Source organism: Clostridium sp. L2-50 (assembly GCF_000154245.1).
Lineage (GTDB): Bacteria > Bacillota > Clostridia > Lachnospirales > Lachnospiraceae > Coprococcus.
This window is the reverse complement of the sequence record NZ_DS480323.1, coordinates 15,323-35,174: the sequence shown is the minus strand read 5'-3', so window position 1 is coordinate 35,174 and position 19,852 is coordinate 15,323. Positions and strand designations below refer to the sequence as shown.

The 19,852-nt window shown below is 40.6% G+C and carries 19 protein-coding genes; 1 reads left to right on the top strand and 18 read right to left on the bottom strand.

The genetic code is table 11. The annotated features are described in order from the left end of the window. Window positions 1–120: 120 nt before the first annotated feature. The 13 genes from CLOL250_RS08970 to CLOL250_RS08910 all read right to left on the bottom strand — a co-directional run bounded on the left by CLOL250_RS08970 (window position 121) and on the right by CLOL250_RS08910 (window position 10,354). Window positions 121–951: a TrmH family RNA methyltransferase gene (locus CLOL250_RS08970; RefSeq protein ID WP_044945770.1), complete on the bottom strand. Its 831-nt coding sequence runs from the start codon at window positions 949–951 to the stop codon at window positions 121–123. 52 nt (window positions 952–1,003) lie between these two features. Further along, the gene (locus CLOL250_RS08965) at window positions 1,004–1,906 is read right to left on the bottom strand and encodes an NAD-dependent epimerase/dehydratase family protein (protein ID WP_044945768.1); all 903 of its coding nucleotides are present in this window, start codon (window positions 1,904–1,906) and stop codon (window positions 1,004–1,006) included. A gap of 764 nt (window positions 1,907–2,670) precedes the next feature. Then, the gene (locus CLOL250_RS08960; RefSeq protein ID WP_008402053.1) at window positions 2,671–3,612 is read right to left on the bottom strand and encodes a helix-turn-helix domain-containing protein; all 942 of its coding nucleotides are present in this window, start codon (window positions 3,610–3,612) and stop codon (window positions 2,671–2,673) included. Between the two features lie 150 nt (window positions 3,613–3,762). Then, window positions 3,763–4,137 (bottom strand): DUF3784 domain-containing protein, encoded by a 375-nt coding sequence (locus CLOL250_RS08955; protein ID WP_008402051.1) that lies wholly within the window; start codon window positions 4,135–4,137, stop codon window positions 3,763–3,765. Beyond that, window positions 4,121–4,498 (bottom strand): SdpI family protein, encoded by a 378-nt coding sequence (locus tag CLOL250_RS08950; RefSeq protein WP_003864540.1) that lies wholly within the window; start codon window positions 4,496–4,498, stop codon window positions 4,121–4,123. Before CLOL250_RS08950 ends, CLOL250_RS08955 begins: the two co-directional genes overlap by 17 nt. Window positions 4,499–4,550: 52 nt before the next feature. Then, window positions 4,551–4,967, bottom strand: a complete 417-nt coding sequence (locus CLOL250_RS08945) for a YjdF family protein (RefSeq protein WP_008402050.1) — start codon at window positions 4,965–4,967, stop codon at window positions 4,551–4,553. 263 nt (window positions 4,968–5,230) lie between these two features. After that, window positions 5,231–5,605 (bottom strand): TnpV protein, encoded by a 375-nt coding sequence (locus CLOL250_RS08940; RefSeq protein WP_008402049.1) that lies wholly within the window; start codon window positions 5,603–5,605, stop codon window positions 5,231–5,233. 4 nt (window positions 5,606–5,609) lie between these two features. Continuing rightward, window positions 5,610–7,028, bottom strand: a complete 1,419-nt coding sequence (locus CLOL250_RS08935) for a plasmid recombination protein (protein WP_342413218.1) — start codon at window positions 7,026–7,028, stop codon at window positions 5,610–5,612. Window positions 7,029–7,227: 199 nt separating this feature from the next. Next, window positions 7,228–7,458: a DUF5348 domain-containing protein gene (locus CLOL250_RS08930; RefSeq protein ID WP_008402047.1), complete on the bottom strand. Its 231-nt coding sequence runs from the start codon at window positions 7,456–7,458 to the stop codon at window positions 7,228–7,230. Between the two features lie 147 nt (window positions 7,459–7,605). Further along, window positions 7,606–7,839 carry a complexin-2 gene (locus tag CLOL250_RS08925; protein ID WP_330412578.1) on the bottom strand — a complete coding sequence of 78 codons (234 nt, stop codon included), beginning with the start codon at window positions 7,837–7,839 and terminating at the stop codon, window positions 7,606–7,608. A gap of 115 nt (window positions 7,840–7,954) precedes the next feature. Continuing rightward, window positions 7,955–8,944 (bottom strand): AAA family ATPase, encoded by a 990-nt coding sequence (locus CLOL250_RS08920; RefSeq protein WP_044945763.1) that lies wholly within the window; start codon window positions 8,942–8,944, stop codon window positions 7,955–7,957. Then, the gene (locus CLOL250_RS08915) at window positions 8,928–10,145 is read right to left on the bottom strand and encodes a site-specific integrase (RefSeq protein WP_008402044.1); all 1,218 of its coding nucleotides are present in this window, start codon (window positions 10,143–10,145) and stop codon (window positions 8,928–8,930) included. Before CLOL250_RS08915 ends, CLOL250_RS08920 begins: the two co-directional genes overlap by 17 nt. A gap of 14 nt (window positions 10,146–10,159) precedes the next feature. Beyond that, window positions 10,160–10,354, bottom strand: coding sequence for a hypothetical protein (locus CLOL250_RS08910; RefSeq protein WP_044945759.1), 195 nt, complete (start codon window positions 10,352–10,354; stop codon window positions 10,160–10,162). A gap of 159 nt (window positions 10,355–10,513) precedes the next feature. Between CLOL250_RS08910 and CLOL250_RS08905 the strand changes: the two genes are divergently transcribed. Beyond that, window positions 10,514–11,128, top strand: a complete 615-nt coding sequence (locus tag CLOL250_RS08905; protein ID WP_044945756.1) for a helix-turn-helix domain-containing protein — start codon at window positions 10,514–10,516, stop codon at window positions 11,126–11,128. Between the two features lie 201 nt (window positions 11,129–11,329). On the opposite strand, the gene tuf is transcribed toward CLOL250_RS08905, so the two are convergent. The 5 genes from tuf to rpoC all read right to left on the bottom strand — a co-directional run bounded on the left by tuf (window position 11,330) and on the right by rpoC (window position 19,840). Continuing rightward, window positions 11,330–12,517: an elongation factor Tu gene (tuf, locus tag CLOL250_RS08900; RefSeq protein WP_008402040.1), complete on the bottom strand. Its 1,188-nt coding sequence runs from the start codon at window positions 12,515–12,517 to the stop codon at window positions 11,330–11,332. Window positions 12,518–12,726: 209 nt separating this feature from the next. After that, the gene (gene fusA, locus CLOL250_RS08895; protein ID WP_084770701.1) at window positions 12,727–14,844 is read right to left on the bottom strand and encodes an elongation factor G; all 2,118 of its coding nucleotides are present in this window, start codon (window positions 14,842–14,844) and stop codon (window positions 12,727–12,729) included. 39 nt (window positions 14,845–14,883) lie between these two features. Further along, window positions 14,884–15,354 (bottom strand): 30S ribosomal protein S7, encoded by a 471-nt coding sequence (gene rpsG, locus CLOL250_RS08890; protein WP_044945754.1) that lies wholly within the window; start codon window positions 15,352–15,354, stop codon window positions 14,884–14,886. 187 nt (window positions 15,355–15,541) lie between these two features. Continuing rightward, on the bottom strand, window positions 15,542–15,964 hold the full coding sequence (gene rpsL / locus CLOL250_RS08885; protein WP_044945751.1) for a 30S ribosomal protein S12: 423 nt from the start codon (window positions 15,962–15,964) through the stop codon (window positions 15,542–15,544). A gap of 111 nt (window positions 15,965–16,075) precedes the next feature. After that, entirely contained in the window at window positions 16,076–19,840 is a 3,765-nt protein-coding gene (rpoC, locus tag CLOL250_RS08880; protein WP_008402036.1) for a DNA-directed RNA polymerase subunit beta', read from the bottom strand. Between the last annotated feature and the right edge of the window lie 12 nt (window positions 19,841–19,852).

Genomic DNA, 19,852 nt, shown 5'->3' with positions numbered 1-19,852 from the left:
ACTTTCTGCGACTGATGCTATAACTTTCCAGATGAATACTATTTATTCCTGTCAGCGGTATCTCAACTGCCAGAAGACCACCCTTTCCTGTCGTCGACGCACAATCTTTACAAACGGATACTACTCCTGCCGCTGATGTCCCAGCTGCCAGAAAGCTACCGCTCCTGCCGCCGCTACGTTAAGTGAATCTACACCATGTGCCATCGGAATCATAACCGTATAATCGCAGTCAGCTATCGTATCTCCGGCCAGCCCATCGCCCTCTGTACCGAGCACAATTGCCAGCTTTTCCTCACTATTTAACTGCGGATCATCAATTCCTACACTATCTTCTCGGAGTGCCATTGCCGCCGTCTTAAAGCCCATTTCTTTCAATGTCTTCATTGCCTGCTCCGGCCAGACACCATCCTTCTTTGACAACATTGTCCACGGAATCTGGAATACTGTTCCCATACTCACACGACTTGCACGTCTGTAAAGAGGATCACTGCAGCCACCGGTCAATATCACTGCATCCATACCAAGTGCTGCGGCACAGCGGAACAATGCTCCCACATTTGTCGGATTGACCACTTCTTCCAAAATAGCGATCCGCTTCGCTCCCTGACATACCTCCTCTATCGTTGGCAATGTCCTGCGGCGCATCGTGCACCAGAGCCCCCTTGTCAGATGGTAACCGGTAAGCTTCGTCAATATCTCATCCGGTGCAACATAGATTGGGACATCCTCCATCCGATCCAGAATCTCCTCAGCCTCTGCAAGCTGTCCCTTTTCTGCCAGAAAAGACACCGGTTCATATCCACCATCTAATGCCCGCTCGATCACCTTCGGACTCTCGGTAATAAACAATCCTTCCTCCGGTTCATAAATTGTTGCAAGCTGCCGTTCCGAAAGCTCCGCATAAACCGCCAGTTCCGGACGATTCAGATCCGTTACTTCTATTATTTTCATCGTAATTTCCTTCCCGATACACACGCTTGTCATCTTATTATGTCAATTACCTTTATACCAAATTGGTATCAATATACTTCCAATATGGCTTCTTGTTTACCTCACCTTCATGCTCTATATACCAATTTGCAGCCTCCTGTAACCCGGCATCCATTGACATCGTCTCCGGATATATCTTCTTCTGCCGGGTCACATCAAGACAGTATTCATAATTATAAAAGCTGAAATAATTTCTCTGCTCTACTGTTTCCGGTACAGATACGAATTCCGGCACTTTATCAAAGCAAGCATAACATTTGATAACCCAGTCTCTTATCGATATTGACTTTTCATTTCCGACATTCAAAATATGATCCGTTGGGCACTTTGTAATTATTACTTCCATCAGCCTACACAAATCTTCCACATGGAAAAACTGTAATTTCATCTCACCGGCTTCCGGCAAATAAAATTTTCTGTCTGCCATTGCACAGTCAAATACAAACGCCTCCCGATAGACGTTGTCCATAGAACCATATAAATATGGCGGTCTTAAAATATAAGCATCCGGGACTCTCTCCAACAGTGCATTTTCTGCTTCGATCTTATCTGTTCCATATTTTCCCCAGAATTTATTTACTGCTCTTTCAGAATCCTCAGGAAATGGCTGTACACCATACTCCGGATATACCGCACTGGAACTAATCATTATATATTGATCAAAAGAGTCCAGCGAATTATGTAAATCAATTATGTCTTGTGCATCATAAGCGGTTATGTCGGCAACAACATCAAAATGCAGATTCTTCAGCTTATCCCCTAAATTATGCCTGTCGCTTTCAATCAGCGTCACGCCCTTAACCTGCGGTTTTGAATTACGGTTCACTACATAGACCTCATATCCATGCTCTACAAAATACTTTGCTGCATACTTACTGACAAATGTGGTTCCACCGGTAATCAAGATTTTCTTCATTGATATCTCCTTTTCTGCTGCACAGGGCTTGCTTATAAGCCCACCCAATTGTTTGCATCTACAAAATAACATACCGGTAATTTCATTGTCAATATTGCTGCTAATCGATAAACAAAAAAATACCCGGAAGAGTGTAAACACTCTCCGGATATTTTTTATTTATCTAATCTTCTCGTTACTTACGCGTAGATTACTCGATGATAGAAGCAACTCTTCCTGAACCTACTGTACGTCCGCCTTCACGTTTGTGAGGTTCTTAGAATCTCATTATTTTCTGTAATTTTCGTGTCTTTATTATCCTGTGTTATAAGATTTCTACGCTATATTTCTGTTCTTTTCATTTTTTAGTATCAAAATAGTATCACAGTCAGATTTTTATGGGTCATCAACTTTCCGGTTGCAGATTCCCACCTTGACTGTTATAATCGAAACATGGGTGCTATCATAACGGTAGGCGGTTAGTCCTTCATCAGAGGGACTGTGACCCTCTGATTACATAGAAACTCGAAAGAGAATCCACTGGAAAGGAGGGCTAAGCCATGAGTATTGTTGATTTTATAGCAGTAGTGAGCTTCGGCTTAACCTGCTTTGGTCTTGGATATACCTTTGGCAAGGATAATAATAAACCACAAAAATAGCCGCCCTGGTCTGGTAAACTAAGCGGCAATTTTTGTCAAAACATATATCGGACTAACCGTCTATCGGTAGCACTCTTTCTCTATAATTATATTAGCACGCATGTGTGAAAATGTCAAAAATTTTCTTCATTCTTGGTTATTAATCTCCTTGATCAACTGTACTGCCTTCTCTGCATCATCGGTTTTCACGAATATATCCACACCATATATTCCAAATCCTAGTGCCCCATGCATTGCAACATTCGCACCTGCTTCCTGCGAAAAAGCTGCTATTCCATTTTGCTTTAACATTTCTACAAGTTGTTCTGTCTCTACTATATTCTGTGCATTATAAATTTTTGTCCATTCTGCCTTAGATAGGGAAGTTTCCTTTTTCTCCGGAACATTTGACGAATTCTGGTTTCTTTTTCGATTAATAAATGCCAAGAGCCTAAGAACAATAAATGCCACAATAGTAATACCAATCAGAAATCCCAATGCTAATCGTGTTACCTGTGTTTCTGTAGCTCCCATTCTAAATAAACATATGCCATAGATGACTGTAAAAATTCCTGCACATATCACACTGGTGAAAAAATCGCGCCATATAGTAGCACTTTTGGGCAAACATTTATCCCATATTCCATTGTACACCATAATAGAAGCATACAGAATTCCTCCTACCAAAGCAGTTGCTGTCTCTCCTAAAACCAAGCGAATATCCACAGTTAATAACATCTGAATAATAATCGCTAACACACTAATCACAAACATTGATGCAAATGCAAGATTTCCAGCCTTTAATGCTTTTTGTTTCACCCATTCTTCATACACCGCAACTTTGTCCAATGTTTCTTTCATCTCTTTATTCATAGTCTGGCTCCTTTCTCCATCCAGGAGCTCTCTCATCTCAACATCGTAATACTCAGCAAGTTGAACAAGTATACTGAGATCTGGCATATTTATTCCTGTTTCCCATCTGGAAACTGTTCTTGCAGATACTCCAAACTTTTCAGCAAGCTGCTCTTGTGTAAGATTCTTTTCTTTACGACATTGCTTTAAAAAAGCTCCAATCTTTTTTGTGTCCATGTCTCTACCTCTCTTCCACTTACAGCTTACCAATATGTATCAAAATTACCACGACATAAAACGAGAATCCGCTAATTTTCAACCGGACATCGTATGTCTAAAACAAATAAACGGTATTTTCACCCCAAAAGCATTCTATTCCTCTATAAATTAACCTTCTCTTTTATGTCTATCCATAAGCAGCAGAATAAACATAACAAACCATATCACCCATGCAATTAAACAACCGATTCCTATATGCCAAATATCTATAATCATTCCAGCAATAAAAGGAATTGACATAAACATCATTCTTTTCCCATATGCCTTACACATAGCATTTTCATCATATTTTTTTCGTTCTTCTGCAGATTTCATATTATAACCAGACAAGAAGTTGGATGCTTGTCCTTTTGACCTATAAAACCATATTCCAAATAAAAGCATAATTACTGCCATTGCAAAATCAAAAATAATATAAATATAGAACATATAATGCTTCCTTTCAGTCGATTCCACAAACTTGAATTTATCGTCTTGTTCCATTCTTATCAAAATTCTTTTTTAATGCTATTTCTGTTGGGAGAATAGACCCAATTAAAGGAATAAGTTGAACACCACAGATAATCCCTCCTATACTCCCAACACAATCTTCATTTTTTCCAATCACTAAAAGCATGAATATTACTGTTATCGGCAACATAACCATTCCACAGACATACCAGACTTTACCACAATATTTATGAGCAAATTCCCATGTGTCTTTGTTCTTCATAGACATCGAAGTCCGATATCCAAATACTGAATTTATTTCCTTTGGAGCCTTTTTCATAAAATATCTTCCAAAACCAATCATCGTAAATGGAAGAAGCAAATCCATAATCAACATAAAAATCCAAAACCCCATTGTAAACCTCCTTTACTACAACTCCCGATTTGAGAAAAAGCCCAAGGGACTTTTAATGTCCCTTATGCTTTTCTCTTTTCTTTAGCTGTTTTAGTTCAAACATTCGCTGTTCTTCCGCTTCTTTTTTCTTTCGGCTTCTCTCTTTACGCTCATGCTTGTTCTGTTCCTGCTGTAATTTCAACGCCAGTTGTGATTTTGTACTAATGCCAGTTTCCAGCATCTGCTTTTTTGCTGAACGCTGCATCCGTTTCGGATTTCTTTTTATATCCTTTACAATAGCTTCAACAGCCGGACTGAATTTCAAACCGAAATAGTATTTTTGAATATATTCCTGCACTTCATAATCTTTTGGTTCTACGCCAAACGTTACCTTTGCCACAGATAATTTACCATCTTCAATATGCTCAAATATGCCTACCCAAAATGGTTCTTCAAAATATACCGTCAGTTTTCCATTTACTTTGTCCATAAAAATCCCTCCTGAAATTTATTGAACAAAGAATGGACAACCCGGAGGGGCAGGTTACTTACCCTATTTATATAGGACGGCCGGGCTACCTACCGGCTCTGGCACATTAAAGATGCACGTTGCGTTTTTATCTTTGTTTTGATAATCAAGCCATACGGCACGATTAACTTAATTCGGTAACTTTCGATTTACCTTCACTTTATTTTACCATAGTGCTTTCTAAAGTGCTATTCTAATATATACAAAAGTGTAAAAGGACGATCTCACACATATACCATGTTTTTCAATATAATCTCTTCTGCACTAACTTTTATATTATTCATTAACCTAACCCACTTCATCTGATCCTGTACCTTTAATTCTTCAGTTACACCCTTTTTTTCTGCCATCTGTTTCATAAGCATTTCCACCTGTTCTCTGGCTTCCTGATCTATCTGATTCAGATGTTCATTCAGTTTTCCAGTCAATAACAGATACTGATACCTTGCTGATCTGTGTTCTTTTAAGAACTGCTTTCGTAACATTCCATATTTTCCATATGTCGGTTCTGCTTCGTTCAAAACCAGATCCGGCAAATAGTAATCTCCATGCAACGTATAACTCATTCCGTTTTTCTCATCATAAATCTGTTTTTTCATAGCATTAAATCTCCAATCCTCTATATTTTGTTTTGTTCTTTTTATGCTGTTGATTTTCCATCTGCCTCTTTTGAGTTGCCCATTCCAACTGTTTCAGAACGCTTCCCTTTGGCATTTGTTCCATTCGACGCTGCTCTTCCAATTCCTTTTGTTCTTTAATATCCTGCTGCACCACATCCTCTACAGCTTCCGTTCCCAGAATACGCACCACTCTGTCATATCTATCCGAGTTCTCTTGTAAACGTTGATTATCATTTGATAATTTTCCATTTTCTTTACGCACATCATCTAACTGCTTCTGAATATCAACACATTTCTCCGCAGATTTTTGATATTTGTTTTTCCAGCTTTCTACCGTTTTGTTAAGTTCTACAACCTTTCCAGCTAATGCAGCAATCTGATTCTTCATCTTGATAAACAATGGTTTGATTTTATTTTCCCTGTAAGGTACTGCACGTTCAAATGTTCCTGCCTCCGGTAAAAACGTCTTAATCATTCCATATTCTTTTATTTCCTTACTGGCATTATCCATGATTGGTTGTAGCACATTCCGACGATCTTCCAGACTTTTTAGTTCTTTCTCTGCGTCCTCTGCCCTTTGTTCTGCTTCTTGCTTCTCCCTAATTGCCTGTTCCTTATCGTCTTTTAAAATCTGGATATCTGCTCTGGATTCCGCAATCTGTGCTGTCAGTTCTTCATTTTCTGCAGTTAGATACTCTTTCTCCTGCTCCAGCTCCTGTACTTCCTTTTTTCGCTCTTTCTTCTTGAAGTTATAAACATCCAAATGTTCCTCATGAGTACCTTTCTGTTCCCATTCAATGCCATGTTGTTTTGCAATCCCTGCCAGAACCTTTTTTTCATGGTTCATCCACTGGTTCAACTCTGTATCATGCTTATTTCCACCTTGAAATCCAAGACTTTTTAATGCCTGTTTCAACGAAACTCTAGTGTCCATTCCTTTTCCTTTCCAATCAGTCACATAAGGAATAAAATCAATATGTAAATGTGGAGTAGACTCATCCTGATGTAGATAACACCCAAATACCCGTAGCGTTGGATTCCGTTTCTGGAAGTCCTTTACATACTCATCCAGTACTTTTACAGCCTGACCTCCTTCTGCTGTTCCGACAGCCATATCTTCTCGATTTCCAATCTGGAAAATCACTTCATGGAACAATTTTTCCTGTTTTCCCTGCCGGATTTTTTCATAGTAACTTGTAATCTGCCGATCTTTTCTTTTTCCGATGTTGTATCTCCCCACAGCATCATCAAATAACTCTTTATAGACTTCCTTCAGATTTTCATTCTGGTAACAAATATTTAATTGTACTCTGTCCGGTTCTACATTCTCTGCGAAAAACTCTCTCCTGTTATGAGCCAGAGAGCCTTTCCCAATCATACCGCTAATTGTTCGTTTTATCATAATATTTCTCACCTCTTCTCTGAGCAAGTGCCAGATATGACACATAATTTTTATTTACGCCAGTCATGGCGATATTAAGAAATTTTCGCCGGATACGGCGGTTTTGTTACTTTTGTCAAAAGTAACGCAAAAGCACTTTCGACAGCCGTACCGTCCATCAAAAGTACCCTTGCGCCCTGCCGGGGGCTATCCAATCAAATTATTCCGGTATTCTTGCCTGTACATATTCCAGATCTCCGCAATATGATGTTCCCACCAGATACCATTCTCTTGCCGGATTCATCTCCATTCTTGTCCGTACCCACTTATCATCAACCAGCACCTCAAGACCTTCTCCACAGTGAAATCCCGTATCAATCCATAAGTCTGATGCCAACAATCCATATCTGTCATTACTGCTGTTATATCCTAATCTTCCCTGTTTCATCATATCTTTCTCCCTTCTTCACAACTATCAAATTTACAGTAATCTCACATTCCAGCCATAGTTTTCCGTCTGCACCTTACCAACTTTCTCCTTGTTTACTTCTCACAGGGGCGTGACACGCTCCTGTAAAAAGGTAATCAACACGAACTGTTACCATCGAAAGCTCTCTTGCATTCCTTTTCTGTCCAGATACTCCTGCCGGAACTTTTCCCGTTCTTCTTCTGTTGGTGCAGTTTTGGATTTACTGTATACCTCACGATTTACCATTGCATCCAGCTTTTTCTCCAAACCTTTTCTTATATCATCTGCTTCCTGTTCCTGATCCAGTAAATGATATTTTATAATCTTTCCAAATAACTCCTCTGGAATCATAACGTTTTTCAAGTTCTCACCTTCTTACAATTTATGTAAGGACGCAACACTGCAATGTCTTTACAGATTGCAACCTTGCATTTTAATTCCGCATTTTCTATATACTCTGCAATGTTGCACCCTTAATTTATTCCGGCTTAACTTTATTTAAATCCCAATACCAGGAATTACCGATTCGTCTTGCCTTAATTCCAAGTTCCTTTTTTGCATTTTCCAGTGTTCTTTTAGAAATATTCAAATCTTCTGCCATATCAAAGATTTCACTGCTTTGCACAGAAGTTGATGTTTCTGCCAGTTCCCTCAGCATCTTTTTTGCCTGTTCCAGTTTATTTACCTTTGGCGCAATTCCACCAAGCACCTCATCTGCTGTGATTTCATAGTCACCTATCCACTCAAATCCGGTTTCTGTCAGGCGAAATGCTTTGGAATGTCCAAATGCAGCCAGATTATTTTTAATCTGAACCACTGCTCTTAAGTCCGTTTCTCCCTCTATTCTTCCTACCAGTAATACGCTTCTGGCTACTGCAAAAAAGTCAATCGAACCCATTCCTCTATATGCAGCTTTATTTCCACCAGCTTTATTCATATGTCCGATTAATAAAATTGCACATTTATACTTTTCTGCCAGCAAGCTCAATCTTTTTGTCATATCCCTTGCTTCATTTGCCCGGTTCATATCCATTGTTCCTCCAAGGTATGCCTGAATCGGATCTAAAATAAGCACTCTCGCACCAGTCCGTTTGATAGCAGTTTCCAGTCTCTCATCTATCATGGAAAGTGATTTTTCTGTTTCATCTATAACCATGATTCTTTCACAGACCGCTTCTGCCAGCTCCAGTCTGGGTTTTACCGTATCTGCCAGCCCATCTTCCGCTGTCTGATAAATAATATTTACTGGTTCTGTTACTTTCATATCGTTATCCAGACCTTCTCCTTTAGACAATCTCGCTGCAATATTTAATATCAGCGTAGTTTTTCCATCGCCCGGATCACCCTGAATGATCGTTAATTTCCCATAAGGGATAAATGGATACCAGAGCCAGTCCACTGTCTGGGACTGGACATCTGACATCTTTATCATTTTCAATTCTGTTTTATTCTCATTTCTCTGTTCCATAAATTCCTCCATTTTCCCAACTGTTCTCGCCAATTCTCTGTTGTTCTCTGGAAGAATCCCTGCTATAATCAACTTGTCTAGGGTTGACATTTGTGGATTCGTCCCCATTTGTCACATTGCTCCGGTTGTTCGTACTTCCGGAGCTTTTTATATTTTCATCATCCAGCATATCTGCCACCACTTTCTGCTGATCTGGATATAAGTGCCCATAAGTATTCAATGTAATGCGAATGTCCGTATGTCCAAACCTTTCTTTAATCATCAATGGTGGCACTCCCTTATTAATCAGAAATGCCGCATGACTGTGACGAATGTCGTGTACTCTTATCTTTTTTACTCCGGTCTTTTGAACCACCTGTTTTAACTTATGCTGTACCGCTTCATGAACCATTGGAAAAATCCGTTCATCTTCGGGCAACTCATACAGTCTGCTAATATAGTCCTGAATCTCTTTTTTCAGAAATTCCGGTATGGAAATCGTGCGGTTCGATTCTTCTGTTTTGGGAGATGTAATCACGTCCTCTCCATGCATACGGTAGTAAGTTTTATTGATATGAAGTAGATTCCTTTCAAAATCAATGTCAGCAGGTGTAATGCTGAGTGCTTCGCCTTCTCTCGCTCCTGTCCAGAATAATAATTCAAACAGCACATAATATTTGCTTCCCGGTTCTATTCCGGTCATAAACTGCCGATATTCTTCAATTGTCCAAAACTTCATTTTCTTTTTTGAAGTCTTTCCCATACGTTTTACTTTGTCACAGGGATTATCTGCCAGATTGTAGATATTCTTCGCATGATTAAACAATGCCGTCATCTGATTCTGTATTGTTTTCAGATAATCATCTGAATATCCTTTTTCAATAATCGTATTCTGCCACTGGATAATCTCTGCTGGTGTGATACTGTTCATCGGTCTGTCCTTAAAATACGGTAACAGTTGAGCATTCATCGTATCTCTTTTGTTCTTGATACTCCTGTCCTTCAATGACTGAGACTTGTCTCGGAAGTAGACTTCTACAAACTCTCCCATTGTCATATCCATGTCTGCTTTCGCTGTTCTTTTATACTCCGCTTCAAAATTTAATGCTTCTTTCTTAGTGCGGAATCCTCTTTTTACTTTTCGCTTTTTGGCTCCTGTCCAGTCCTCATAATAAAATGAAACATACCAGGTTCCTCTTTCTTCATCTTTGTATGCTGCCATACTTTCTCACCCCCTTACATTGCAATCTGGGAATATCCATAAAATTTCTTTTCCCAGAATGCCCTCGGTATCTTGCCCGCAACGGTTACATATCCCTGATCTGCAAGCTCTTTGTTCAGTTTGCGAAGCAGCTTGTAAGCATATCCAAGTGAAATCCCCATGCTCTCTGCAACTTCTTCCGCTGTAATCATATAGTTCTGTCTCCGCATATCATTTCCTCCTTGTCTATAATTATCATTTTCACTGATACTATATCATTTTAAATAATCATTGTCAATAATTTTTATCTGTTTAAATGATATTTTTCTATATTGTTGATTTTTATCATTTGTGATATACTAATCATAGCTTTTAAGGAGGTGGATAATATGCAGGAATCATCTATTTCAGAAAAAATAAAAGAGCTGCGAACTGATCTGAAGATGAATCAGAAAAACTTTTCTGCAGCTATCGGTATACGTCAGTCAACTTTATCCAGTTATGAAAATGGTGTAGTTACTCCCTCTAATGATGTGTTATTGACTATTGCTCAGAAATTTCATGTCTCACTGGACTGGTTATTTGGATTATCTGAAAATAAAGTACAGATTTCTACTCTCAGCGATATTCTTTGGGTTTTACTGCAGATGAATGAATCCAATGAACTCCGGTATGAACTGGATATAAATAATAAACTTCCCGGTGATATAGAAACAGAAACACAGAAATGGTATGCCGGACTTCGCTTTTATGGAAATGATCCGGAACACTCTTTAAACGCAGATATGTGTAATTTTCTTGCTGATCTGCAGGAGAACAGAGAAAGCCTGGAATCTTATTTCACAGGTAAAGATATGTTTGATATGTGGAAAAAGCAGACGTTGGAATACTACACTTCCAAACCTGTTACCCATAAAGAAATTGAAGAACTGGATTTTGAGACACGAATCCGTAAACGAGATGAACTTCTAGCACAGAAATTTTCCAATAACGAACAGAAATAGTATCATAACAGTATCACAGGCAGATATGCGAAGATTTTCATTTTCTTCCCATACCTGCCTGTTTTTAATTTATTCGCTATTCTTTACAGCCCTATTTTAAACTTTTTACACAACAGAAAAACCCCGGAAACCTTACGGTTCCGGGGTATCTTACGTTTGGACACATGTACCTTGCGATACTCAATATATATTAGTCAGTGATTACTCGATAATTGTAGCAACACGTCCTGATCCTACTGTACGGCCACCTTCACGAATAGCGAATGTAAGACCCTGGCTCATAGCGATTGGGTGAATCAGTTCGATTGTCATTTCTACGTTATCACCAGGCATGCACATCTCTGTACCTGCTGGAAGGTTACAAACACCTGTTACGTCAGTTGTTCTGAAGTAGAACTGTGGACGGTAGTTGTTGAAGAATGGTGTATGACGACCACCCTCGTCCTTAGTAAGAACGTAAACCTGAGCTGTGAACTTTGTATGACATGTGATTGAACCTGGCTTACAAAGAACCTGACCTCTTACGATATCTTCTCTCTTGATACCACGAAGAAGAGCACCGATGTTATCACCAGCCTGTCCTTCATCAAGGAGCTTTCTGAACATCTCGATACCTGTTACAGTTGTCTTCTGGATTTCTGGCTTAATACCAACGATTTCAACTTCATCATTTAAGTGGATAACACCAGCTTCTACTCTACCGGTAGCAACTGTACCACGACCTGTGATTGTGAATACATCCTCTACAGGCATGATGAATGGCTTATCTGTATCTCTCTGAGGATCTGGAATGTATGAATCTATTGTATCCATAAGTTCCATAATCTTATCTCCCCAAGGTCCCATTGGATCTTCAAGAGCCTTAAGAGCTGAACCCTTAACGATTGGGCAATCATTGAATCCGTACTCTTCGAGCTGTTCTGTAACTTCCATCTCTACAAGTTCGATAAGCTCGTCATCATCAACCATATCGCACTTATTTAAGAATACAACGATGTAAGGTACACCAACCTGACGTGAAAGTAAGATGTGCTCCTTTGTCTGAGCCATAACACCATCAGTAGCAGCAACAACAAGGATAGCACCATCCATCTGAGCTGCACCAGTGATCATGTTCTTAACGTAGTCAGCATGTCCTGGACAGTCAACGTGAGCATAATGTCTCTTCTCTGTCTCGTACTCAACGTGAGCTGTAGAGATAGTGATACCTCTTTCTCTCTCTTCTGGAGCCTTATCAATGTTAGCGAAATCAACAGCTGCGTTACCAGCTACTCTCTCTGAAAGAACTTTTGTGATAGCTGCTGTTAATGTTGTTTTACCATGGTCAACGTGACCGATTGTACCAATGTTACAATGTGGCTTACTTCTATTAAACTTTTCCTTTGCCATTTTTTAATATCCTCCTTAAATTTCGTACCCCTAAGGGCTATGCTTGGCTAAAACTCATTATATAGAATATATAAAAGATTTTCAACCTTTTTTTATCTCTTTATACCAGCAGGCACAAGGATTTTCAACCTTTTTACCTGCTGATATGATTTATTTTACTCTTTTAAGTCGAAAGGCACGGCAAAATGCCTTTCTGAGTTGTCAAACTATTATTTTGACTTTTCTGCAATAACCTTCTCCTGAACACTCTTTGGACACTGAGCGTATCTCTCAAAGAACATTGAGTAGTTACCACGTCCCTGTGTAGATGAACGAAGCTCTGTTGAGTAACCGAACATCTCTGCAAGTGGAACGAATGCTCTGACGATCTTACCACCGCCGATATCATCCATACCTTCGATCTGGCCTCTCTTAGCATTTAAGCTTCCGATTACATCACCTAAGTATTCCTCAGGCATTGTAACTTCAACCTTCATGATAGGCTCCAGAAGAACTGGGTTTGCCTTAGCCATAGCATCCTTGAAAGCCATAGAACCAGCGATGTGGAATGCCATTTCTGATGAATCGACTTCATGGTATGAACCATCGTATACATTTGCATGGACACCAAGTACTGGGTATCCACCAAGAATACCAGCCTTAGCAGCTTCTTCGATACCTTCACCGACTGCTGGGATATATTCCTTAGGAATAGCACCACCAACAACTGTGGATTCGAACTTGAATGTCTCTTCGCCGTTTGGATCCATTGGCTCGAACTTAACTTTACAGTGACCATACTGACCACGACCACCTGACTGCTTAGCATATTTGCTATCAACATCAACAGCCTTGGTAAATGTCTCTTTGTAAGCAACCTGAGGTGCACCTACGTTAGCCTCAACCTTGAACTCACGAAGCAGACGGTCAACAATAACCTCAAGGTGAAGCTCACCCATACCGGCGATGATTGTCTGTCCTGTTTCTTTATCTGTATGTGCTCTGAATGTAGGATCTTCTTCAGCAAGCTTTGCAAGAGCCTCGCCCATCTTACCCTGATCATTCTTTGTCTTAGGCTCGATAGCAAGCTCGATAACTGGCTCTGGGAATTCCATTGACTCAAGGATAACCGGATGCTGCTCATCACAGATTGTATCACCAGTTGTTGTTACTTTGAAACCAACAGCAGCTGCGATATCACCAGCGTAAACCTTATCAATTTCCTTACGAGCATTTGCATGCATCTGTACGATACGTCCTACACGCTCTTTCTTGTCTTTTGTTGCATTTAATACATATGAACCTGAGTTCAATGTACCTGAATATACTCTGAAGAATGCTAACTTACCAACGAATGGGTCTGTCATGATCTTGAATGCCAATGCAGCAAATGGTTCTTCATCTGATGAATGACGAACTACATCATTTCCTTCAGGATCTACACCTGTGATATCAGGGATATCTGTAGGAGCTGGCATATATTCAATAACACCATCAAGCATCTTCTGAACACCCTTATTCTTGTATGCGGAACCAAGGAATACCGGAACTGCTTCACAAGCAATAGTTGCTCTACGAAGAACTTTCTTCATTTCGTCGATTGAAGGCTCTTCACCCTCAAGGTACATCATCATTAAGTCATCATCTAACTCGCAGATTTTCTCTACAAGATTCTCATGCCATTTATCAGCAAGCTCTTTTAAGTCATCAGGGATCGTTGTGATCTCGATGTCTTCACCCTTATCATCTTTATAATAGTATGCATCCATCTCAAATAAGTCGATCAGACCGATGAAATCGGATTCTTTACCGATAGGAATCTGAACTGGAATTGCATTCTTGCCCAGACGATCAATAATTGTCTGAACTGAGTAGAAAAAGTCAGCACCCATTTTATCCATCTTGTTGATGAATGCCATACGTGGAACGTTGTATGTGTCAGCCTGACGCCATACGTTTTCTGACTGAGGCTCTACACCAGCCTTTGCATCGAATACACCAACGGCGCCATCAAGTACACGAAGTGAACGCTCTACTTCTACAGTAAAGTCTACGTGACCTGGAGTATCAATGATGTTGATTCTGTGCTCTAAAGCACCAGCCTTTGGTTTGTGATGATCCTCTAATGTCCAGTGACAGGTTGTAGCAGCGGAAGTGATTGTAATACCTCTTTCCTGCTCCTGCTCCATCCAGTCCATAGTAGCTGTACCATCATGAGTATCACCGATTTTATAGTTAACACCAGTATAGTATAAGATTCTCTCTGTAAGAGTTGTCTTACCAGCATCGATATGAGCCATAATACCAATGTTTCTTGTTCTGTCCAATGGATATTCTCTTCCAGCCAACGGATTGTCCTCCTTTTATTATTCTGTAGACAGCACAGATTAGAATCTGTAGTGAGCAAACGCCTTGTTTGCTTCTGCCATCTTGTGCATATCTTCTTTTCTCTTTACAGATGCACCTGTGTTATTAGCTGCATCCATGATTTCTCTTGCAAGTCTTTCTTCCATGGTCTTTTCACTTCTGGCACGTGAAAATGTTGTTAACCAACGAAGTCCAAGAGCCTGTCTTCTATCTGGTCTTACATCGATAGGTACCTGATATGTTGCACCACCGATACGTCTTGCCTTAACCTCGAGTAATGGCATGATGTTGTTCATAGCCTCTTCAAATACCTCGATAGCGTCCTTACCAGTTTCAGTTGCGATACGGTCGAATGCACCGTAAACAATCTTCTGAGCAACACCCTTCTTACCATCTAACATTACGTTGTTGATAAGCTTGGTAACCACCTTGTTATTGTAAATTGGATCCGCTAATACGTCTCTCTTTGCGATATGTCCTTTACGTGGCACGGTTCTTCCCTCCTTAATATTTATTAATTCTTCGGTACTCACATTATAAAATGTGTTCGTGCTGTTATTTCCATCTCTTCTATCTATCTGATGTTTTCTGCATTTTATGCATCAACACCTTATCTCATAGCAAAAACATGGCCTAACCAGCACATTTTTTTGGAATGTTCCAATAATACGGTTTTAATTACTTCTTAGCATCTTTTGGACGCTTAGCACCGTACTTAGAACGAGCCTGACGTCTCTTTGCAACACCTGCTGTATCAAGAGTACCTCTGATGATATGGTATCTTGTACCAGGTAAGTCCTTTACTCTACCACCACGGATAAGAACTACGCTATGCTCCTGAAGGTTGTGACCTTCACCTGGAATATAACTTGTAACTTCGATACCGTTTGATAAACGAACTCTGGCGATCTTTCTCAGAGCTGAGTTAGGCTTCTTAGGAGTAGCTGTCTTAACTGCTGTACAAACTCCTCTCTTCTGTGGAGAGCTTGTCTCAGTTGGCTTCTTCTTTAATGAGTTGAAACTTCTCTGAAGAGCTGGTGCAGTTGACTTCTTCTCTACTGTCTGTCTTCCCTTTCTAACTAACTGGTTAAATGTTGGCATGTTTTCACCTCCTACTTTCAAAATAAAAAATAATATAAGGCATACGTTCTCACGCATGCCTTACCATTATATATATTGAAATTATTCGTGTCAAGCACTTTTCAAATTTATTTATTCGTTATCAGATGTCTCTGCCTCTACAGATTCCAAGTCTGAAGCATTTTCTTCCGCCTCATCCTCTGCATCTGCATCGGTATCAACTGCATCTTCTAACTCTGTGCTTTCCAGATCATCTCCGAAGTCGATCTCGTCATCATCATCATCATCAAAGAAGTTGATCTCATCCATCTCTGTATCAAGCTTTACAGAACGATAGCGCTTCATACCTGTACCTGCTGGGATCAGCTTACCGATAATAACGTTCTCTTTCAGACCATTAAGCGGATCCACCTTACTCTTAATAGCTGCATCTGTAAGAACCTTTGTTGTCTCCTGGAAGGACGCTGCTGACATAAAGGAATCTGTAGCAAGCGATGCCTTTGTAATACCAAGCATTACCTGTGAGCCTTCTGCCGGCTGTTTGCCTTCTGCGATGAGCTGCTCATTTGTATCTTCAAAATCAAGAACGTCAACCAGTGTTCCCGGAAGGTAGGATGAATCTCCGTTATCCTCGATCCTGATCTTCTTTAACATCTGACGAACAATGATCTCGATATGCTTATCATTGATATCAACACCCTGAAGTCTGTATACTCGCTGTACTTCACGAAGCATGTAATCCTGAACTGCACGGATACCTTTGATCTTTAAGATATCATGTGGATTAACAGAACCTTCTGTTAATTCATCACCGGCTTCCAGAACCTGATCGTCCAGAACCTTGATACGGGAACCATAAGGAATTAAGTATGCCTTTGATTCGCCTGTCTCGTCATTTGTGATAACAACTTCTCTCTTCTTCTTATTATCACGAAGCTGAACCTTACCGCCAAACTCTGCAATGATCGCAAGTCCCTTTGGCTTTCTTGCTTCGAACAACTCTTCTACTCTAGGAAGACCCTGTGTAATATCATCACCGGCAACACCACCAGTATGGAACGTTCTCATGGTAAGCTGTGTACCAGGCTCACCGATTGACTGAGCTGCGATGATTCCGGCAGCTTCACCAACCTGTACCGGCTGTCCGGTTGCCATGTTGGCACCGTAACATTTTGCACATACACCAAGGTGTGACTTACATGTCAGGATCGTTCTGATCTTAAGCTTTGCATCCTGTCTTGTAACACCTGTATCCGGATCAAGGAACGGAACACCGTTTGAATCTACACCCTGATTTACGATCAGAGCAGCTCTCTTTGGTGATACCATGTGGTTTGCCTTAACTAAAAGGTTACCATCTTTATCGTATACAGATTCTGCAAGGTAACGACCTGTAATTCTCTCCTGGAAGGATTCGATTACTTCTTTGCCTTCCATGAATGCTTCTACTTCCATACCAGGAATTGCTTTTCCTGCACAACAATCTGTCTCGCGAATGATCAGATCCTGTGATACGTCAACCAGACGTCTGGTCAGGTATCCTGAATCGGCTGTACGAAGCGCTGTATCGGACAGACCCTTACGAGCACCATGCGCTGAAATGAAATACTCCAGAACGTCAAGACCTTCACGGAAGTTTGACTTAATCGGAAGTTCGATCGTACGACCGGTTGTATCTGCCATCAGACCACGCATACCAGCCAGCTGTTTGATCTGCTGGTTAGATCCACGGGCACCGGAATCTGCCATCATGAAGATGTTGTTATATTTATCAAGTCCGTCCAGAAGGGCTTTTGTCAGAACCTTATCGGCTTCTTCCCAAACCTTAACAACAGCGAGGTATCTCTCCTCCTCTGTCATAAGACCACGTCTGAACATCTTTGTGATCTTGTCAACCTGAGTCTGAGCATCTGCAAGGATCTGCTTCTTCTCGTCCGGCACCTTCATATCTGAAATAGATACTGAAATAGCACCTCTGGTTGAATACTTGTAACCGATTGCCTTTACGTCATCCAGAACTTCAGCAGTCTTGGTTGCGCCATGTGTATTGATACATTTGTCAAGGATCGGCTTTAACTGTTTCTTACCAACATGGAAATCAATCTCAAGTTTCAGGATATTGTCAGGATTTGTTCTGTCAACATATCCAAGATCCTGAGGAATGATCTCGTTGAACAGCAAACGACCGAGTGTAGTATCGATGATACCTGTAACCTCTGCTCCGTCTTCTGTCGTAACAGTTCTTCTTACTTTTATCTTAGAGTGGAGAGTGATCTCCTTGTTCTCATATGCAAGCAGTGCTTCGTTCTTTGACTTGAAGAACTTGCCTTCTCCGATATCGCCATCCTTCTCCATTGTCAGATAGTAGATACCAAGGACCATATCCTGTGAAGGAACGGCAACCGGAGCACCATCTGAAGGCTTCAGAAGGTTATTCGGGGACAGGAGCAGGAATCTACATTCTGCCTGTGCCTCAACTGTAAGTGGAAGGTGAACAGCCATCTGGTCACCATCGAAATCGGCGTTGAACGCTGTACATACCAGTGGATGAAGCTTGATTGCCTTACCTTCTACAAGGATAGGCTCAAATGCCTGGATACCCAGTCTGTGAAGTGTAGGAGCACGGTTTAACATAACCGGATGCTCTTTGATTACATCCTCAAGTACATCCCAAACTTCCGGCTCAAGCTTTTCTACCATCTTCTTAGCAGCTTTAATGTTATTCGCTCTGCCGCTGGCTGTCAGTTCTTTCATAACAAATGGCTTGAATAATTCGATAGCCATTTCCTTTGGAAGACCACACTGATAGATCTTAAGTTCCGGTCCTACTACGATAACGGAACGTCCTGAATAGTCAACACGCTTACCAAGAAGGTTCTGACGGAAACGTCCCTGCTTACCCTTTAACATATCGGACAGAGACTTTAATGCTCTGTTACCCGGACCTGTTACAGGACGGCCTCTTCTACCATTATCAATTAACGCATCAACAGCTTCCTGAAGCATCCTCTTCTCGTTTCTGACAATGATGTCAGGAGCGTTCAGATCAAGAAGTCTTCTTAAGCGGTTATTTCTGTTGATAATTCTTCTATATAAGTCATTCAGGTCAGATGTAGCAAATCTGCCGCCATCCAACTGAACCATAGGTCTGATATCCGGTGGGATAACCGGAATAACATCCATGATCATCCACTCCGGCTTATTCTCAGAATTACGGAATGCTTCAACAACTTCCAGTCTCTTGATGATTCTGGCTCTCTTCTGTCCGCTTGAATTCTTAAGCTCAGCCTTTAATTCTTCGCTTTCTTTATCCAGATCGATTGCTCTTAAGAGCTCCTGAATGGACTCAGCACCCATTCCTGCACGGAAGGAGCCGTATCCGAAGTCCTCTTCAGCCTTTCTGTATTCCTGCTCTGTCAGAACCTGCTTATAAGTAAGCGGTGTGTCCTTTGGATCAAGAACGATATAAGATGCAAAGTATAATACCTTTTCAAGTACTCTTGGAGAAATATCAAGGATCAGTCCCATACGGCTAGGAATACCTTTGAAATACCAGATATGGGATACCGGTGCTGCAAGCTCGATATGACCCATACGCTCTCTACGAACGCTGGCCTTTGTAACCTCTACACCGCATCGATCACAGATAATACCTTTATATCTGATCTTCTTATATTTACCGCAATGACATTCCCAGTCCTTGCTAGGTCCAAATATTCTCTCGCAGAACAAACCGTCTTTTTCCGGTTTTAATGTTCTGTAGTTGATAGTCTCAGGTTTCTTAACCTCACCATGTGACCATTCTCTGATTTTTTCAGGAGATGCAAGTCCGATTCTAATTGCGTCAAAGCTTAAAGCCTGTTCCTGTTCTGGAGTTTCCATGTTAAATTCTGGCATCTTACAAAATCT

What these genes read in the sequence shown, in the direction of transcription:
- CLOL250_RS08970 (WP_044945770.1), bottom strand. Translation starts at nt 951, where the DNA reads ATGAAAATAATAGAAGTAACGGATCTGAATCGTCCGGAACTGGCGGTT.
- CLOL250_RS08935 (WP_342413218.1), bottom strand. Translation starts at nt 7,028, where the DNA reads ATGATAAAACGAACAATTAGCGGTATGATTGGGAAAGGCTCTCTGGCT.
- CLOL250_RS08915 (WP_008402044.1), bottom strand. Translation starts at nt 10,145, where the DNA reads ATGGCAGCATACAAAGATGAAGAAAGAGGAACCTGGTATGTTTCATTT.
- CLOL250_RS08920 (WP_044945763.1), bottom strand. Translation starts at nt 8,944, where the DNA reads ATGGAACAGAGAAATGAGAATAAAACAGAATTGAAAATGATAAAGATG.
- CLOL250_RS08950 (WP_003864540.1), bottom strand. Translation starts at nt 4,498, where the DNA reads ATGGGGTTTTGGATTTTTATGTTGATTATGGATTTGCTTCTTCCATTT.
- CLOL250_RS08960 (WP_008402053.1), bottom strand. Translation starts at nt 3,612, where the DNA reads ATGGACACAAAAAAGATTGGAGCTTTTTTAAAGCAATGTCGTAAAGAA.
- CLOL250_RS08955 (WP_008402051.1), bottom strand. Translation starts at nt 4,137, where the DNA reads ATGGAACAAGACGATAAATTCAAGTTTGTGGAATCGACTGAAAGGAAG.
- tuf (WP_008402040.1), bottom strand. Translation starts at nt 12,517, where the DNA reads ATGGCAAAGGAAAAGTTTAATAGAAGTAAGCCACATTGTAACATTGGT.
- CLOL250_RS08905 (WP_044945756.1), top strand. Translation starts at nt 10,514, where the DNA reads ATGCAGGAATCATCTATTTCAGAAAAAATAAAAGAGCTGCGAACTGAT.
- CLOL250_RS08930 (WP_008402047.1), bottom strand. Translation starts at nt 7,458, where the DNA reads ATGATGAAACAGGGAAGATTAGGATATAACAGCAGTAATGACAGATAT.
- CLOL250_RS08965 (WP_044945768.1), bottom strand. Translation starts at nt 1,906, where the DNA reads ATGAAGAAAATCTTGATTACCGGTGGAACCACATTTGTCAGTAAGTAT.
- CLOL250_RS08940 (WP_008402049.1), bottom strand. Translation starts at nt 5,605, where the DNA reads ATGAAAAAACAGATTTATGATGAGAAAAACGGAATGAGTTATACGTTG.
- CLOL250_RS08945 (WP_008402050.1), bottom strand. Translation starts at nt 4,967, where the DNA reads ATGGACAAAGTAAATGGAAAACTGACGGTATATTTTGAAGAACCATTT.
- rpsL (WP_044945751.1), bottom strand. Translation starts at nt 15,964, where the DNA reads ATGCCAACATTTAACCAGTTAGTTAGAAAGGGAAGACAGACAGTAGAG.
- rpoC (WP_008402036.1), bottom strand. Translation starts at nt 19,840, where the DNA reads ATGCCAGAATTTAACATGGAAACTCCAGAACAGGAACAGGCTTTAAGC.
- CLOL250_RS08910 (WP_044945759.1), bottom strand. Translation starts at nt 10,354, where the DNA reads ATGCGGAGACAGAACTATATGATTACAGCGGAAGAAGTTGCAGAGAGC.